Here is a 17,523-nt window from a genome sequence, read left to right on the forward strand (position 1 = left end):
AGAAGATTAATTATTTATTTTTCAGGATCAGCAGCAAAATAAGTAATTATTGCTGATACTACCAATGCAATCAAAGCCGTAATAATAAAACCATAAAAACTAACATCAATTCCGTTAGGATTGATCATCGCTGGAATTCTAAATAAACCATCACCACCAAGTGAATACATTTTTCCACCTAAAGCTCCTAAGATTCCACCGGCAATTCCCCCACCAATCCATGCTGCTACAAAACATTTGATTTGTGGTAAAGCGATAGAGTAGATTGTTGGTTCTGTCACTCCACATAAACATGATGCCATATTTCCAAATCCTAATGAGCGTTTCTCAGGATCTTTCATCTTAATTGCATATCCTAAAGAAACGCCAGCTAAAGCCCAAACTGTCAATCCTAAGATTGCATTGATTGGATCATAGCCCATTGTAAATAAATTATTTAATAATACTGGAATAAAAGCACTGTGTAATCCTAATAAAACCATTAACTGCCAAAAAGCACCAAACAAAATTCCTCCTAATATTGGACTAAATCCAAATATCGATACTACCGCAGTTGATAACCAGCTAGAAACTGTATTCATGACTGGACCAATAGCTAGCCAGCTAAGCGGTACTGTGATCATTAAAACTATTACAGGCACAATCATTAATTGCAACATTGTCGGAATAATTTTTTTAGCAAAATATTCTATTTTTGCAGCAATAAACGAAGCTAAAATAATTGGTAATAAGGTTTGACTATAAGACATATTTGTAATTGTTAAGCCCATAAAATGATGTGCTGTATCCCCTGCTAAAGCATTTACTAAATCCGGATATAACAGTGCTGCACCAATTGTCGCTGTTACATAAGGATTACATTTAAATACCTTACCAGCCGAAAAACCAACAATGATTGGCATAAAATATAATAATGCATCCGCTGCCGCATATAAGGTCAAATAATTTCCATCAGTTTTTGTCATCCAGCCAAGGGTTACACAAATCGTCAATATTCCTTTGATAATCCCCCCTGCAACCATTGGCCCTATCATTGGCATAATACATCCACTGATTACTTTGAAAAAACGATTAAACAAATTGCCTTTTTCTTCAACTTTATCCTCAGTTGCTTTTTCATCACCCTTAAAGCCTAGTTCTTGATTAACAAATTTAATTACCTCATTAACATGGGTACCAATAATCACCTGATATTGACCTCCCTTATTCATAACTCCTTTTACATCCTTAATTAGCTTGACTTCTTCACTATTTGGTATACTATCATCTTTTAATACAAATCTTAAACGGGTCATACAATTAGTAACACCATTAATATTTTCTTTTCCCCCAACTGCTCTGATTACCTCTTTAGCTAACTGCGTGTAATCTACTTTTTTAGCCATAACTACATCTCCTCTTTAAAATATTTTTACTTGTCTTATTTTCGACATATTCATAATAGCAAGTTAAACGGTTACAAATAATATCTAATCTTGGCAATGATATTATCCTATTTTGCTTAGCGAAGATTGTGATTACGATAAATACTAGGTGTTATTTTAAATTTTTCCTTAAAAATTTTATAGAAGTACGTAATATTTTCATAGCCAACTTCCTGCATTATTTCAACAATTGGCAAACTGGTAGTCTTTAAAAGATTGGCCGCTGCTTTTAAACGTTCTTCTTGAATCAACTGTTTAAAAGTAGAGCCCGTATGTTCTTTGATCAACTTACAAATCTTATAATCTGGCTGATGAATCTGTTTAGCTAACACTGATAACGATCCTTCTTGGTAATTAAGTGTAATATATTTTAAAATAGAGATAACAACTAGTTTATTATAATTATTACTCTCGTATGTCTCAATCAAGTGTGGATTATTCATCAATTCTGTCAACAATAATCCCACTAATAATTTTAATGTAAAACTATGATTTAATTGTTGCTGGTATATATTAGTTATGATTGCCTCAATATGATTACGGACAATTTCATTATTACTAACCTTAAAAATTAAATATTCACCCTTATTATCATATGAATACAAAGCATCAAAAATAAAGCTAAAAACCTCGTTTTGTTCTTCTGCCATACCTGATAAAAATTCAAGAAACTCTGGTTTAATAATAAAATTAAAAATAATGTCATTTTCATTAGTGTATTTAATTGCATGTTCAATATTTTGATTTAGTAATAATAATTCTCCTTGTTTAATCACAATCTCTTGATCATCAATTATAGTAACCATTTCACCACCATAAACATACATAAACTCTAAATAATTATGACGATGCTTTGGATATTCACAAAAACGTGCATGTTTGCGAACAGCAAACTGCTGATTAGCTTTTAATAATTTATCAGCATCAACTACATTTGACTGTTCACTTATAAAAATACTTTTATCAATTCCTACAAAACCATTTAAATTATTAATTTCTTCATCACTAAAACAAACTAATCGTTCCATAATATCTTCTCTGATCATTTCATCACCTCTATTAGTAAACGCTATCATATCTATACTTTATATTCTAACAATATAAAAATAAGATACTATAACGTCTATTTAGTAATTTACTGACGAAACTTTAGTTTTAGTGATATAATAAAAAAGATAAGGAGGAAAACGATGGATAGTTTTAAATTAGATCATTTTTTAAGAACATATAGTCGAACAGAAATCAAACATAAAAATGGATTTGCAACTCAATATGCAACTAAAGGTAAATATCGTTTAATCAATAATATCTATCAATTTAATACCGATAATGTGCCAGACTCCGATACTATTATAGTCTATAAAAATCAACGCTTTGATGATGTTCCAACTCACGACCACGATCATATTGAAATAAATTATATGTACTCTGGAAGCTGCAGCCAAATTATCGATGGGCATGAAGTTATTTTAAAAAAAGGACAAATGACTTTAATTGATACCAGAACGCCACATGCAATTGGCTATACTGATGAAAATGATATTTTGATTAATTTCATTATCAAAAAAGATTATCTAAATAATAGTTTCTTTTCTAAATTAACTGATAATAACTTAATTACATCATTTTTCATTAATGCAATTAATCAAGATAACACAGATTTAAATTACTTGATCTTTAATACAGAAAATAATCAACGATTGCAAATGTTTATTCTTGAATTTATCTATGAATACTTTTATCCAACCTTAAATTCAACCGAAATAAAAAAAAGTCTTTTTGTCTTAATTATCTTAGAAATGATCAATACTCTAGATACCTCTATCAACTTAGAATCCATTACTAAATCCAGTACAATCATCATTTTAGCATTACAATATTTAGAAAAAAATTTCCTTACTTGCAGCCTCGATTCAACAGCTAAGTATTTAAACATCAATCCTTGTTATCTAACAACATTATTGAAAAAGAATTTCAATTATTCTTACAAAGAATTAATTATTAAATTAAAAATGCAATACGCATCAAAACTGCTGCTCAATAGTAGTTATTCAATTGACCAAATAGCTCATGAGTGTGGTTATCAAAATCTAAGTTTCTTCTATAAAAAATTTAAAGAAACCTATTATTGTTTACCAAAAGAATATCGTAACAGAAACAAAAAAAGATAGAAAAATAGTGAGGTTAATTTCAAAATTTCTATCTTTTTAATTTTATTAACAAACTTTTGATTTCATCTAAAGATTTGTTCTTTAAAAAACATCTCTGATTACTTTTAATTTATACGCTGTCAATTAACTTAATGATAATCTGGTTATTTTTACTAATCCTTTTTATCTCTTGATATCTATTATTAATTTTAATTTGATAGTTTACTTTTTTTACCGGAACTACTAATTCCCAATTAATTTCATGACCACATCGATGCCAAGAAGAAGTAATCTGTCCTTGTTTAGTATCAAGTTGACAAGTAAAATCATTTACTTTTTTGGAAAAATAGGGATTAAATACTATATGATCAAATCCAACTGCCTGATCAGTAATCTTTATACCTGCCAATCCTTGATAATACCATTGTTGATAGCTTGCAAACATTGCATGATTCAATGATAAATGTTCACCAACAAATAATTCTGCTAAAACCTGATTACCACTTTTAAGCATTTGTTGATAACTTGGTGCCTCTTTACGCAATAACCAGTTTTCGATTACCTCATCATATCCGTATTTAGATAAAATTTCATAACTTAGAGCCATCGCAAAAATACCACTATTAAAGACATAATCATCCTTTTTTACTTTCTCTACAAATAAAGCACATAATTTTTTAGGATCATCCAGCCCTAATTCAATTGCAAAAGCATAACCACTTTGACTTCCTTCACCAAAACTACCATCAGAATTTTTAAACTTATTTATCGTAAGTATCTTGAGTTCTTGATATCGCTGTTGATAAAAAACAGTATCTTTTTTAATCGCTTGATAAATTAAAATATTATAGCGTAAAAATAATAGTACCGTGCAGTAACCTAATAGAAGTTTATCCGGTGTTGGTTTGCGAAATTGACCAGCAATTAAAATACTCCCATGATCCCCTAAACAACACTCAACTAGTTTATTCAAATTATAATCTAGCAAATAATCCAATTGTTTTTTTAAGTATGGGTATTCTTGCTTGAGTAAACTCAAATCACCATAATACTGATAATGTTTATAGACAAGATATGGATAAACTAATTGCCATAAAATCGGTCCCTCTCCTTTTGCTGTACCATTAGATTGAATTCCCATATATGGAGCAGTTTCAGGAATTCCACCCATGGCAGTTTGTTCAAATCGAAAATCTTTAATAATCTTTTTATATAATTTATCTAACTCAAAAGTATATAGATTTGAAGTAGCAAGGGCTACCATATCCCCCCCATAGCCTAAACGCTCACGAGCACAATCCTCAAATGTTCCATGAACATTATTTAATTTAGTTCTTGTGGCAGCATCATATAATTGTTGTAACTCTTGATTATCAACTGTAATTTTGGCAATTTTTTTTAAATCCGTATGCACATACGTTGCATAGATCTGTTGCAACTGGGTCAATTCAATTCCAGTAATCCGAACAAAGCGAAAAGAATGATACGTAAACTTATTTGTAAACTGATTATACCCCTCCTTACAAATAAGACGATCTGTTTGAATCGCTATTGCCGGAGCCCCGGTCCCTCCGGCAATTACATGTTCACCAATTCGCTCCCCTACACTCCCAGCTAAACAAGTAGAATAGACTAAATGATTGTCTACCATGGCTTCACTATACTGCAATACTATTTCTTGGTTTTTATGGGCTGTACAAGCAAAATTAATAAAACCTGAAATCATTTTACCAAAATCAACGATTATCCCATCACTTTGATTAATGAATGATTGTGGTAATATATCACCACATCGCTTGATTTTAGGAATTTCGCTTAAAACTAAATTACGTTTACAATCATCTATTTGAACTTGGGCATAATAATTTGCTTCTAAATTATTATCGACCGTTTCGCCAAGATAAAGATTATTAAAAAGGCGTTTACCATTTCCTAAAATCCAGCTTGAATCACTAGTTAAAATCACTTTATCATCGTTAACTAAATCCAAGATAAATCGTGGCTGCCCCACTTCAGCTAAATTATTTCGTAAATTGTACTTACCAAATAATTTTAATGGTGCTGGATTATACATCCCGTTACCAAGTTCTACTTCAAGAATATTAGTACCAATCTTTAAAAATTGACTTACATCATAAACATCATAATAGACACACTTTTTAAAATTTGTCCAATCACAATTAAGCTCATCCTGACTAATTCGACGTCCATTTAAATACACGATTGCATATCCTAAAATACCTATATAGATATAACTGCTGTTGATTTCATTTACAACAAACTCTTTTTTCATCAGCGGATTTGGCTGCTTTAAATAATATTCGTTATCTTCTTGCCCATAATCAATCTCTGTTCCTTTGATCCAATAGCCGTGAAATTGATAATTTGACTTTTCCATATAAAGTTCTATCTGTACGAGAAAACTAAATAGTTTCTTGTACAGATCCTCCTTTATTTTCTAAAGCAGCTTCCTCTTTAATCAATTGATTATCAGCGATTCGCACAAACGGCAGCCAGATCAGTACCACTACAATCAGACAAACAATTTGTAAAATTGATCCTGCAATACTTCCCGTTGCTAAATATCCACTAATAACTAATGGTGTTGTCCATGGAACTTGAGCCAATCCTGTACAAACTGGCACTAAGCCAGTCGCAAAAGCAACATATGAAATTAAAATAGACACTACATTACTAATAATAAATGGAATAAAATAAATTACATTCATCATTAAAGGAATCCCAAATAACGTCGGTTCTCCCACATTAAATATATATGGTACACCAGCAATTTTTTTCATTTCTTTATAACGTTTACTTTTTGCAATTATCACAATAGCAATAATAGCCCCTACTATTCCAATTCCAGCAAAACTATCCCAAAAACTTTGGTTAATAATATTAACAGGTGTCCCTCCAGCCATTGAAACAGTTTTATTTGCATCTTGTAGTACTTGGAAAATTGGTGTCATTACACCATTAACAATCGAATCACCATGAATTCCAAAAAACCATAACAATTGTGAAAACATTTTAACAATAACGACTCCAATCAACGAACCACCAACTTTTTGTAATGGTACACCTAAAATAAAATTAAAAACAGCTAAGGCACTACCACCATCAAATGCATCAATAGTCAAACGTAATAACCAAAAAATAAAGATTACTACAAATGATGGTATAATTGATTCAAATGGTGCTGCTACTGCCGGTGGCACCGCTGCAGGCATTTTAATTTTAATTCCTTTATCATTAATAAATTTATAAACTTTAGCTGAAATGATTGAAATAACAATAGATAAAAAAATTGTTTGTGCCCCTAAATAAGTAACACTAATAAAATTACCAGTATCATTAGCACCAAATGGTACAAGTAACATAAATGCCACCACAGAAGTCATTGTTACTTGAATTCCATTAATTCCTAATTTATCTGCTAATGAACGAGAAATCGACAATAAAACTAATAAACCGCCAATTCCTAAACTTGCATCATTAACTAATGCTAACTTACCTTGCCATACTGCAGCCTCTAATCCCGTTATTGAAGAAACAAAATCTGTAAATGCTGGAATTGGAAAAAAAGCAATAATTAAAAAGATTGAGGCAATAAATGCAAACGGCATATATGCCAACATTCCATCTTTGATTGCATTAATATATAAGTTACCACTTAACTTAATTGATACTTTACCAAGTATTTCTTGTAATTTATCCATAAAAGTGAGTTCCCCTTTCATATTTATATCCACTTTCGTAATTGATTGGCCATATCACTAATTACACTATCATTATAAGTAGTTGAAAGCGCTTCGACAATGTCATATTTCGCTTTATAGACTATCAAAATTCGACTAAACACAGTATACTTAATTAAAAGGAGTTGAAATTATGAACTATCAAGAATTAGAAAAAGTATTACAAGGACCCCTTACCTATACTAATACAAGTGACAAAAAATTAATCGAACATTTTCAAGAAAAGTTTAAAATGGTTCCCTATAATAATGATTTTTTGTTTATTTTTCATCATGAACGTGAATTTGAAAACAAAAATCATATTATTTCTCTACATCAACGAAATAGTGGACGAGTACCAATGCATATTTTTCATTATATCGTTATTACCTATGTTTACTCAGGGACAATGATTATAACAGTAGAAAATGATACTGTTACCTTAAATGCTGGAGATGTTATTATTTTTGATAAGCATGTCCCCCATAGTGTTGCTCCAACCAGTGCAAACGATCTTGGAGTCAATATTGTTTTAAATGAAAATTATTTTTCTAAAAAATTTATAAATCATCTTCCTAATGACCAATTGATTTCTAAATTTATGATTGAATTAATGAACAGCCAAACTAATCATAATCACTATTTACTTTTCTATACCAAAAAAGATCATCTAATTACAAACTGTATCCAAAATATTCTTTGTGAACACTTTGAACCTGCTGTTTGTTCTGATGATCTGATTGATAACTTTATTATGGTTTTGATTACTCATTTAGTTCGTAAATTTCAATATAATACGAATCTAACTGTCAGTATGTTTAAAAATGAACAACTGATGGATGATATTTTAAATTATATCCACAGCCATTATAATGAGGGGAGCCTTAATAAAATGTGCCATGATTTTGGTTACGATCCCTCATATACAAGTAAATTAATCAAACAATTTTCAGGAAAAACTTTTAAACAGCTCGTTAATGAAGAACGGATGAAAAAAGCCGCTATTTTACTTCAAAATCATGAACTGCCCATTTATGAAATAGCCCACCAAATCGGGATCAATAACTTGACTTCTTTTTGTCGTAGATTTCAAGCATATTACCAGTGTACTCCTCAACAATATCGGGATCGTTACGACTAATCTCTTATAATAAAAACATATAAACTAGACTAGGTATTGTGAATATTGCTAACATCGTTGATATAAAAACTGTCTTAGCAGCTAAAAATTCATCTTGACCATTGCTTCGAGCAAATAATACTGCTCCGTTAGCTACTGGCATTGCTAAAATAATCAATGTAATTCCACGTATCATCGAATCTTTGATAAACAATAAAATAACTGGATAAAACAATATCGGGATAATTAAATCAATTAATAATGTAAATAAGTACACTGTATAATCACTAAATATATCTTTTAAATGATATACTGATAATGTTGCCCCAATAACTAACATTGCTAAGGGAGTAGTCATCATACCAATAGAATTAATGGGTTCAACTATAACATAAGGGAAAGTAAGCTTAAATGTATAAATTAATACAGCTAATATAGACGATATTACCCCTGGTGAAAATATCTTTTTTAAGTCAAATGAAGTCAACTTATTTTCACCATAATTAATTGCAACGATTCCTAATGTAAATAATGATAAATTAAAACCCATATTAATTATCGCTGTAGCTAAAATTGCTTCACTTCCAAAAATTGATTGCATTAATGGGAAACCAATAAAGCCTACATTAGGGTACATGATCATAAACAAATATAAACCTTGATTAGTTTTAATTCGTCTAATCATTAAAAATGCTGCTACTGGTAAAATAATAACTAAAATGAACATAGCAATAATAATATCTTTTAAAGGTAAAGCTGGAGCATCTATTGAATTCATCACTGATGATAAAATCATACATGGCATTGTGAGATTTAAGACCAGATTAGTTAATTGTTGTACAAACATCCCTCTAAATAGTGACGTCTTGCCAAGAAGATAGCCAATCCCAATTAAAATAAATAACTGTATCAGTTGAATGATAACTACAGTAATATCCATTATTTATTACCTCATTAGTCAAGTAATGCTTCTTTTTTAGCTTGTTCTTCTATAAATGCCTGCTTATCCTGAGCTTTAAAAAATGGATAATAGATCAACCCTGTCAGAAGCAATAAAACAACTTGTAATAAAGCCCCTTGCCAGCCACTGATCATAAACCCTGAAATTACAGCTGGAATAGTATATGGCAGATTGATTCCATTGATCATTGGCACTAATCCTAAATAAATTGCTAAATAAGTTACTATCCCCACTGATACATTCGCTAAAATAAAGGGAATCATCATCATCGGATTTAAGACGATTGGAAACCCAAAAATAATTGGTTCATTGATATTAAATAAAGATGCACCTATTCCTAATTTTCCCAAAGCTCTATATTGATCAGATTTCGCTTTAAATAAGCATAATAACGTTAAACTCAAAGTTGCCCCTACTCCACCTAATTTAACGAAAAAAGAAATAAATTGATAATTAACAATATGCGGCATTGCTAGACCAGCTTCGAAAGCAGCAAGATTTTCTGCTGATTGAGCAAACCAAATTGGATTCATGACAGATGAAACAATACTTGAACCATGTAATCCAAAACACCAGATCACCGCTTCAACTAAAAGGACTAAGATCGTGGCTGGTAAAGTTCCTCCCAAAGATTGCAATGGCTGTTGCAAAATTGTAAAAACAAATGTTTGGGCAGAACCAAAATCAGTCATTGCAAATCCCATTCTTAAAATATTAAATAATAAAATTATTAAAAAGGCAGGAATAACTGCTGCAAAAGCACTTGATACATTTTGAGGCACAGAATCTGGCATTTTAATAGTAAATCCTTTTTGTACGCACCAACGATAAATCTCTACTGCAAGAGCTGCTGCTATCATACAAACAAATAAACCTTGCGCACTAAAATTGTCTAACGGCAATCCCTTTACATTTTCAACAGTAACAATCACTGGTGTCAATAATAAAATTCCAACAAAAGATAATGCAATAGCTAATTTACTATCTACTTTATAATAATTAGCTAATGATTTAGCCATACCAATAACTACGAAAATAGCCATTAATTTAAAACTTACTTGATACGGCAAATAGAAAAAATCCATCCACCCAGCACCAAAGGTGCTTTCCATAAACTCAGTATATCCATTGAAAGGTAAACTAGTGAATAATAAGAAAATAGACCCTGCAATTAAAATTGGAGTTGATCCAAAAAAACCTTCCTTAATTGCACTTAAATATCGATTTGCTGTCATTTTTTGTGCAATTGGTGCAATCGCATCACCAATCTTATCCATAAAACGATCCATAATATCCTCCTAAATATGGTTTTTAATTAATATATTTTTATTTGAAATATCTTTGACTGTAGTCTTAAACAAACGATCTTGTAAAGTTTCTTTTTTTAGTAGCAGCATTCCTATTGAAATAAGCGAAAGATACATTGTGATATCATTACTAATTTCAATTAAACTATAACCACTAAGCAAACTTAATAGTTGTGCAACTAACCTTCCTCCTGAAGTTAAAATAAGGAGCACAAATAATTGACGTTTAACTAAAAATTTTTTTCCCTTATTATTAATCTTAAGATCCATTAGTCTTTTTCCGAGAGTCTGACCCGAATAAATCCAGCAAGGTATATATAAATAATAAAATCCGAGTAATAAAAGACTGAGCAATGCTGCTATGATGGCAATTTGATGATTTAATAAAAAGATATTTTGTGTCATCTGCTTTATCGTTATTAATGATATTATTGAAATTGGCAGTGACCCCAATAATGCTCCAATATACAAATCGACTAGAAAAGCAATTCCCCTTTTTAATAGTAAACTATTTTGTTTCATTATTTTTCATCCCCTTATAAGAAGTGTCATAACCATTTGAAGCAATAACTTGCTTATACCAGTCAAAACTTTTCTTCTTACTACGTTTTAATGTTCCCATACCCTGATCATCTTTATCCACATATATAAAACCGTAGCGTTTTTTCATCTCTCCAGTACCTACTGAAATAATATCGATTGGACCCCAACAAGTATAGCCAATGACATCAACTTCATCTATTTCGATAGCATCACGCAATGCATCAATATGGCTAGCTAAATAAGCAATTCGATAATCATCATTGATTGTTCCATCTTCTTCTATTTCATCGATTGCGCCTAAACCATTTTCAACAACAAAAAGTGGTACTTGATAGCGATCATATAATTCATTTAACGATAATCTTAAGCCAAGTGGATCAATTGGCCAGTTCCAATCATTTACTGATAAATAGGGATTATCCCTTGTGACTTTGATTTCTGAATCTTTTGAATACGAAGCAATTGATGAAAAATAATAACTAATTGCAATATAATCCACTTTACCAGCCTGTAAAATTTCTTCATCCCCTTTTATCGTTATAAAATTACCATTTAATCTCTTTGCTTGAGCTCGGCAAGTATTAGTATAATGCCCCCTAACCATTACGTCACTATAATAAAAATTAGGCAGCATCGAAAGACGTTTTGCTAATTCGTCTTGCGGTCTACACGTTGCTCCATAAGTCATTGGATACTGCAACATACATCCAATTTTAAATTCCGGATTAATTCGATGTCCTAAAATTACTGCTTTCGCACTTGCAATCATCAAATGATGAGAAACCTGTAACTTTACATCACCATGATTTTCTCCCGGCTGATAAATGATTCCTGCTTGATGATAAGGCATCTCTTGATTCATTACCTCATTAATTTCATTGAATGTCATCCAGTATCTTACTTGCTCTCGATATCTGGTAAATATAACTTCACAAAAGCGTTCAAAAAAATCAATTAACTTTCGATTACGCCATGATCCATATTTTTGAACAAGATAGAGAGGTGTTTCATAATGTGATAATGTAACGATTGGCTCAATTTGATATTTAGCTAGTTCAGCAAAAACACGATCATAAAATTCTAAACCAGCCTGATTAGGTTCGTACTCATCCCCATTAGGAAAAATCCGGGGCCAATTGATCGACATTCGAAAACACTTAAATCCCATTTTAGCAAACAAGGCAATATCCTCTTGATAATGATGATAAAAATCAATTCCTTCATGACTAGGATAATAACAGCCTGATTGAACCCTATCATGAATTTCACGGGGAACTCCGTGACTCGATCCCATTTCGACATCAGCTATACTTAGTCCCTTACCATCCTCACGGTAAGCTCCCTCATATTGATTTGCGGCAGTAGCACCACCCCATAAAAAATTATCCTTTATTTTCATTAAAAAACCTCCTTACTAGCTTAATATACCAATAAGGAGGTCATTACTATATAGAAATTAAAGAGATTTTAACACTGTTTAAATTTAGATCATCTCAATATTAAAATTCATGAAACAGTGTTTCATTTTTCAATCCCATCATTAATGATGGGATTAGTCGAACTACGCAACGCTTCTAAATCTTTTGTAATCTTAATTTTATTATCATAATTTTGATCATAGTCTTCAAGAAAGAAAACTGAATACAAAATATCCAACATCAAATGTGTCGCAAGATGGGTACTAAAATCCCCAAGATTATGATATAAGCTTTCTTTTGTTGAAATGGTCAATTTACATGATGCTAACTTAGCAAGAGTATTTTCACCAAATGAAGTGATTGCAATAATCGGAATCTTATTATTTTTACAAGTTTGAGCAATTTTAATTGTATTGATCGTTTCACCCGAGTAGGAAATAATAATGGCGATATCTCCTTTTGGAATACAGCTAACCTCATACAATTGATAATTTAAATTATTTGAAATTACTACATTCTTACCAATTTTCAACATCTTTTCTTTAAAAGACTCAGCTAAATTTAAAGCTGTTCCTGTAGAAAAAATATGAATAGAATTACTATTTTTTAATAACCGTAAAGCTTTTTGAAGATCATCATGATGCAACAATGTCATAGTATCTGTTACTGTATCTTCATATAAATGTGATATCTTATGAGCAGTCTTCATCATCGTATCATTACGATTAAAAGGAAAATTAGCATCAACCTTTCCATATTGTTGATCAAGATAATTTATTTCTTTTAAAAATTGTTCCTTAAAATCATCAAAACCTTTAAAATCAAGTTTCTTACACAAACGAATTACAGTAGCTGGTGAGGTTAAAGTTGCTTCGGCAATATTTCGAGTTGAATATTTATGAAGTTCCTTACCTAAGGTCAAGATAAAAGCTGCAATACTTTCTTCACCATCAGACATCTTTTCTTTTAAGTTTAATTTTTCAATTATTAACATTTCAATCATCACCTTTTTCTAATCCTATCATATTTAAACCATATATTTTAGTTAAATTTATAATAATCATAAAATCTGATGTCTAAAATTTAAATTATTGCGTTTATTGCTATGATAAAACAAATCACCTATAATAATATTATAAGACTAAGGGTAAAAGGGGTGATTTCATGTTAAAAGGTGATGGTGATACCTATATTTACATAATTGATAAAAATTATAAAATTTTGTATTGTAATGATAATGCTCTACAAAAATTCCCATGTGTTAAAGTTGGTGAATTATGCTATCATGCAGTTAGAGACGAAAAAAAGCCTTGTCATGATTGTCCATTACAGCTAAATAGTAATAGTACAAGACCTATTTTTTATAATCGCAAAATAAATCAATGGCAGGAAATCAATAGTGCTATTATTGATTGGTTAAATTATAAAGATGTTAATCTGATCATGATAAGAGATATTCAAGAAGAAGATAAAAACTTGTTTTACAATTTTACTAACCTTAACGCTTACGATGAATTATTTGAACTAAATATCACTCGTAACTTATATAAAATTCTTTATCATGTTCCTAATAAATATATTATTCCTCCGACTGAAGGAAAAATTAATACAATGATCAATCAAATAATCGATGAAGAAATGATTCACCCCGATGATCATGATAATTTTTTAAACTTTTGGGATCTTCCAAAACTTCATGAAACGTTTAGCTCTAATCAGCATCAAATTCTAAAAGGCTATTTCAGAAAAAAGAAAACAGATGGTAAATACTGTTGGGTCTTACAAACCGTTGTAGCTATTGAAAATTCCCAAATGAATGATGAAATCATCATGTGTTTTATCCAAGAAATAAATGAACCCCCAACTTTTCAGCAGCTTCCTGATAAAAAACAGTTCAATGAACTAACTGGACTTTATCAGACAAATTCATTTTTTCAAATTGCTGATAATTTATTGAAAACTGATACTTCCCATCAATATTGTATGGTCGCTATCGATATTGAACATTTCAAACTATTTAATGAATGGTATGGAATTGCAGCAGGTGATCTATTCTTACGTGCAATTGCTAAAGAACTTAAAACAATCAGTCAACAATTAAGGGGTATTGCCGGGTATTTATTAGGTGATGATTTTGCACTTTTAATTCCTTATCATAATAATCATACAAAAATGATTCTTGACAAATTAATGCACTACATTGAAGAATTTCAAGATAAAATTGGGTTTTATCCAGCCTTGGGAGTTTGCCTCGTTGATGATAGAAATATGCCTTCCCAAACTATTTATGACCGAGCAGTCATCGCCCTTACATCAATAAAAGGAAATTATGCTAAACGAATTGCCTACTATCAAGATAAAATGCAATTACAAATGGAGGAAGAACATAAACTGCTCCTTGATTTTCAAAATGCTATTGAAAACAACGAATTTACTTTTTATGCTCAGCCAAAATGTAATATTCAAACTGGAAAAATTGTTGGGGCTGAAGCTCTGGTTCGCTGGCAACATCCTAAAAAAGGAATTATTCCTCCTAATGAGTTTATTCCAATTCTTGAAAAAAATGGCCTAATTGGCAAAATGGATTATTATATTTGGGATTGTGTGTATAAACATCTTCGAAAATGGATCGATAATGGACATAAGGCAATTCCTATTTCCGTTAATGTTTCACGAATTGATATGTTTACTCTCGATGTAGTTAAATGTTTCAAAGATTTAGTAAACAAATATCAAATTAATCATAATCTAATTGAAATTGAGATTACTGAAAGCGCCTATGTTGAAGAATATGATAAAGTCAAAACAATAATAAAAGAATTACGACAAGAAGGTTTTTTAGTTTCAATGGACGATTTTGGCAGTGGTTATTCATCCCTCAATATGCTCAAAGATATTAATGTCGATGTTTTAAAAATTGATATGAATTTTTTAAACATGAATGAGCAAAGTAGTGATAAAGGAATTGGTATTTTAGAAGCAATCATCAATATGGCTAAATTAATGGGGCTTAGAGTCATTGCTGAAGGAATCGAGTCTAGCCAGCAAGTTGAACTTCTTTTAGATTTGGGCTGCCTATATGCTCAAGGCTATTACTTTTACAAACCAATGACTAGCAAACAATTTGAAGCAATTATTAAAAATGACGATAAGGTTGACTATCGTGGTATCCAGGCAAAGCAAATCAATTATATTAGTATTAAGACCTTAGTTGATCATCATGTATTGAGCGATGCCATGTTAAATAATATTTTAGGTGGTATTGCATTTTTTGAATTTGATGGTCATAATATAGAACTTTTAAACGTTAATCAAAATTATTGTAAAATTGTTGATGAAAGTGGCGTTGATGTTGAAGAAAAGCGACTAAAAATATTAGAAAATATTTATGAGCCTGATCAAACTATTTTTCTCGACCTATTTGAACAAGCTACAGTCCACCTAATCAATGGTACGAAGGGACAAATCCGTTACTTAACTGCTAAGGGCACTTATAAGTGGTTAAATATTTATTTATTTTTGTTAAAAAAACTAGATCACTCGAATTTGTATTATGCGCAGGTTTCTGATATTACTGAACAAAAGAAAAAAGAAAAACAGTTAGAATCTTCTCAAAAAGCTCTAGCTGCTGCCGTTCATATTTCAGAAAACGATGATTCTTTTATGAATTTAGCTGAAGAAAATAAAGCCTTAGCTTCCTCCATTTTTTCTCAAATGTCACCCGGAGGCATGATTGGCGGTTATTGTGAAGATGGCTTTCCACTTTTCTTCGCTAATGATGCCTTAGTCAAATTACTCGGTTATGAAACTTATGAAGAATTCGCAATAGCTATCAAGGAGCAGGTTATTAATACAATTCATCCTGATGATCGTGAACAAGTAGCTAAAGATATTGGTTCCAATTACTATTCTGGATTAGAATACACTACAACTTATCGAATGCCTAAAAAAGATGGTACTTGGTTCTGGACGCTTGATAAAGGGAAAGTTATTGAAACAGAAGATGGACGATTAGCGATTGTCAGTGCCTGTATTGATATTTCAGAAACCATTGCTGCTCAACAAAAACTAGCTAAACACAATGAAACACTACAAAAAGTAAATCAGGAGCTTTATTATTTGAATAATAAATTACCTGGCGGTTATCATCGTTGTGCCGATACACCTGATTATGATTTTATTCATATTAGTAATCGCTTCTTAGAATTTTTCAACTATACCCGGCAAGAGATAAAAGAACTTTTTAATGATAAATTTATAAATATGATTCATCCTGATGATCGTGCTAAAGCAGTTCGTACAACTGAAAATTTATCTCAGCAAGATGAATCGTTCGACTTAGAATATCGGATGCTTGCTAAAGATGGATATATTTGGGTAATTGACCAGACATCTGTATTAGAATATAATGGCACAAGATTTTTTCAAGGGGTTGTTACTAACGTTACTAAAAATATTGAATTACGTAATCAAATGCAGCTATTAGAGAAATACTCTCCTGTTGATATTGTTTTAATAACTTGTAGAAAAAATAATGTAAAACATACAATCATTACTAATGGTCTAATTTCTAAATATGGTTATAATAAAGAACAATATCAGCGATATCTTGATAATAAAGAATTTGAATATAACTTTAATCGTGATGCCTTTAAGATATTTGAACAAAATATTATTAAAGCCTTCAAACAACAAACAGACTATTACGAAATTCTATCAATTAATATTAATTCAAAAACAGTTTGGTTTAAAACTAGTTTTGAGTTTGTTAAAGCTGATGCAGAAGAAATCCAATACCTTTATATCTCTAGCGATATTACCGCATTTAAAGAAAAAGAGTATCATTAGCTAATTATTAAT

At 30.7% G+C, this 17,523-nt stretch carries 12 protein-coding genes; 3 read left to right on the forward strand and 9 right to left on the reverse strand.

Features of this window, described 5'->3' with window-relative positions:
- Positions 1–14: 14 nt before the first annotated feature.
- Positions 15–1,385, reverse strand: a complete 1,371-nt coding sequence (locus KTF99_RS02080) for a PTS transporter subunit EIIC (RefSeq protein ID WP_008792128.1) — start codon at positions 1,383–1,385, stop codon at positions 15–17.
- Positions 1,386–1,501: 116 nt separating this feature from the next.
- Positions 1,502–2,470 carry an AraC family transcriptional regulator gene (locus tag KTF99_RS02085; protein WP_008792129.1) on the reverse strand — a complete coding sequence of 323 codons (969 nt, stop codon included), beginning with the start codon at positions 2,468–2,470 and terminating at the stop codon, positions 1,502–1,504.
- 144 nt (positions 2,471–2,614) lie between these two features.
- Between KTF99_RS02085 and KTF99_RS02090 the strand changes: the two genes are divergently transcribed.
- Positions 2,615–3,595, forward strand: coding sequence for an AraC family transcriptional regulator (locus KTF99_RS02090; protein WP_217215421.1), 981 nt, complete (start codon positions 2,615–2,617; stop codon positions 3,593–3,595).
- A gap of 109 nt (positions 3,596–3,704) precedes the next feature.
- On the opposite strand, the gene KTF99_RS02095 is transcribed toward KTF99_RS02090, so the two are convergent.
- The gene (locus tag KTF99_RS02095; RefSeq protein ID WP_009299569.1) at positions 3,705–5,972 is read right to left on the reverse strand and encodes a family 78 glycoside hydrolase catalytic domain; all 2,268 of its coding nucleotides are present in this window, start codon (positions 5,970–5,972) and stop codon (positions 3,705–3,707) included.
- Positions 5,973–5,997: 25 nt separating this feature from the next.
- Complete coding sequence (locus KTF99_RS02100) at positions 5,998–7,296, reverse strand: PTS sugar transporter subunit IIC (protein WP_224209069.1); 1,299 nt, start codon at positions 7,294–7,296, stop codon at positions 5,998–6,000.
- Between the two features lie 172 nt (positions 7,297–7,468).
- Here KTF99_RS02100 and KTF99_RS02105 point away from each other — a divergent pair, with 172 nt between their 5' ends.
- Complete coding sequence (locus KTF99_RS02105; RefSeq protein WP_217215423.1) at positions 7,469–8,455, forward strand: AraC family transcriptional regulator; 987 nt, start codon at positions 7,469–7,471, stop codon at positions 8,453–8,455.
- A 4-nt stretch (positions 8,456–8,459) separates the two neighbouring features.
- On the opposite strand, the gene KTF99_RS02110 is transcribed toward KTF99_RS02105, so the two are convergent.
- The 5 genes from KTF99_RS02110 to KTF99_RS02130 all read right to left on the reverse strand — a co-directional run bounded on the left by KTF99_RS02110 (position 8,460) and on the right by KTF99_RS02130 (position 13,657).
- Positions 8,460–9,374 (reverse strand): AEC family transporter, encoded by a 915-nt coding sequence (locus tag KTF99_RS02110; RefSeq protein WP_009008755.1) that lies wholly within the window; start codon positions 9,372–9,374, stop codon positions 8,460–8,462.
- Between the two features lie 14 nt (positions 9,375–9,388).
- Positions 9,389–10,684, reverse strand: a complete 1,296-nt coding sequence (locus KTF99_RS02115; RefSeq protein WP_009008754.1) for a PTS sugar transporter subunit IIC — start codon at positions 10,682–10,684, stop codon at positions 9,389–9,391.
- Between the two features lie 9 nt (positions 10,685–10,693).
- Positions 10,694–11,224, reverse strand: a complete 531-nt coding sequence (locus KTF99_RS02120) for an RDD family protein (protein WP_008792136.1) — start codon at positions 11,222–11,224, stop codon at positions 10,694–10,696.
- Positions 11,211–12,644 carry a family 1 glycosylhydrolase gene (locus KTF99_RS02125; RefSeq protein ID WP_009299564.1) on the reverse strand — a complete coding sequence of 478 codons (1,434 nt, stop codon included), beginning with the start codon at positions 12,642–12,644 and terminating at the stop codon, positions 11,211–11,213. The genes KTF99_RS02120 and KTF99_RS02125 overlap by 14 nt, the downstream gene beginning before the upstream one ends.
- A 122-nt stretch (positions 12,645–12,766) precedes the next feature.
- A complete protein-coding gene (locus KTF99_RS02130; RefSeq protein ID WP_009008752.1) occupies positions 12,767–13,657 on the reverse strand; it encodes a MurR/RpiR family transcriptional regulator in 891 nt (296 codons plus the stop codon).
- A gap of 170 nt (positions 13,658–13,827) precedes the next feature.
- Between KTF99_RS02130 and KTF99_RS02135 the strand changes: the two genes are divergently transcribed.
- Positions 13,828–17,511 carry an EAL domain-containing protein gene (locus KTF99_RS02135; protein ID WP_008792139.1) on the forward strand — a complete coding sequence of 1,228 codons (3,684 nt, stop codon included), beginning with the start codon at positions 13,828–13,830 and terminating at the stop codon, positions 17,509–17,511.
- The last annotated feature ends 12 nt before the right edge of the window (positions 17,512–17,523 follow it).

The sequence above is a fragment of the Erysipelatoclostridium sp. MSK.7.34 genome (assembly GCF_019041935.1).
GTDB lineage: Bacteria > Bacillota_I > Bacilli_A > Erysipelotrichales > Coprobacillaceae > Thomasclavelia > Thomasclavelia ramosa.